This window comes from Pseudonocardia halophobica (assembly GCF_027922425.1).
Lineage (GTDB): Bacteria > Actinomycetota > Actinomycetes > Mycobacteriales > Pseudonocardiaceae > Pseudonocardia > Pseudonocardia halophobica.
The window spans coordinates 1-1,207 of record NZ_BSFQ01000122.1 but is presented as its reverse complement, the minus strand read 5'-3'; the positions used below and the strand labels follow the sequence as shown (position 1 = coordinate 1,207).

The window sequence follows — 1,207 nt, the reverse complement described above, 5'->3', positions numbered from 1 at the left end:
AGGGGGCCATGGTGGAGACGAACGGCGCGACGACGAACGGGTCGGGACGGTCCGGCTACTCTTTGCGCGTGACCGACCCGCAGCTGACCCGTCTCGACCGCGGTGCCAGTCGGCTCAACCACGCCGTGTACGACCAGCTCAAGGAGCGACTGCTCGAGGGCCGCTACGCGGCCGGCGAGCGGCTGTCCACCGAGGCGCTACGCACGGAGTTCGGCGTCAGCAAGCAGCCGGTGATGGAGGCACTGCGCCGCCTGTCCGGCGACGGCATGATCGAGATCCTGCCGCAGGTCGGTTCCCGGGTCGCCACGTACGACCTGCGCGAGGTCGAGGACTTCTTCCACATGTTCGGCGGCTTCGAGGGCAGCATCGCCGGGATCGCGGCCACGCGGCGCACCGAGGACCAGCTCCTCGAGCTCGACCTGATTTCCCAGCGGATCGGCACGCTGCGCTCGGAGAAGGACGCCGGAGTCCGCGCCCAGGGCTACCGGGTGCTCAACCGGCGCTTCCACGAGGCCATCCACCTCATGGCCCACTCCCGGATCATGGCCGAGACCAGCCGCAAGATGTGGGACCTGTCCGACTTCCTGATCAACACCACCGGCGTGCCGCAGCCGTTGAGCTCCGCGCTCGACGAACGCCACGACGACCACGAGGAAATCCGCGAGGCCCTGCACGCCGGGGACCAGGCGGCCGCCCGTTCGTCCATGGAGCGCCACATCATCGGGACGGTCGCGGTCATCCATGCCGAGACCGCCTCCACTACCCGCACGACGAGCTGACACCCGCCGCGCTCCGTATCGCGGCCCGCGCGCTGGATCTGGACGAAGCGAAACGACGCACTTCCGCCGACCGCCCGGCGCCACACGTTCGACGCTCCGCGGACGATCCGATCTCCGCTCTGCCCCTTGCGCCGGGAGCGCCCGCCGGTCCCGTGGATCGGTGATTGACAGCGGCGCGACCCACTCCCCCAACGAGTCCGGAACAAGATCCTCGACGAGGGCCCGACAGCCTGGCCGAGGCAGGTTCCGTCTACAGCAGACACGCCGCGATCATTCTGATCGGCCGCCGACCTGACCGCGGGAGCCGGGCCGCGTGGACGGTCGAGGGCTGTAGGCAGTCCTGGATGGCGAGGAAGTCGACCGGCCTGCTGCCACACCACCAGCTCCTCGTCGAGCACGACGTCATCACCGACTTGCGCTTGTCAGCG

The 1,207-nt window shown here is 69.4% G+C and carries 1 protein-coding gene; it reads left to right on the top strand.

Features of this window, described 5'->3' with window-relative positions; translation table 11 throughout:
- The first annotated feature begins 68 nt into the window (after positions 1–68).
- Positions 69–779 (top strand): GntR family transcriptional regulator, encoded by a 711-nt coding sequence (locus tag PKE99_RS37590; protein WP_051738349.1) that lies wholly within the window; start codon positions 69–71, stop codon positions 777–779.
- The last annotated feature ends 428 nt before the right edge of the window (positions 780–1,207 follow it).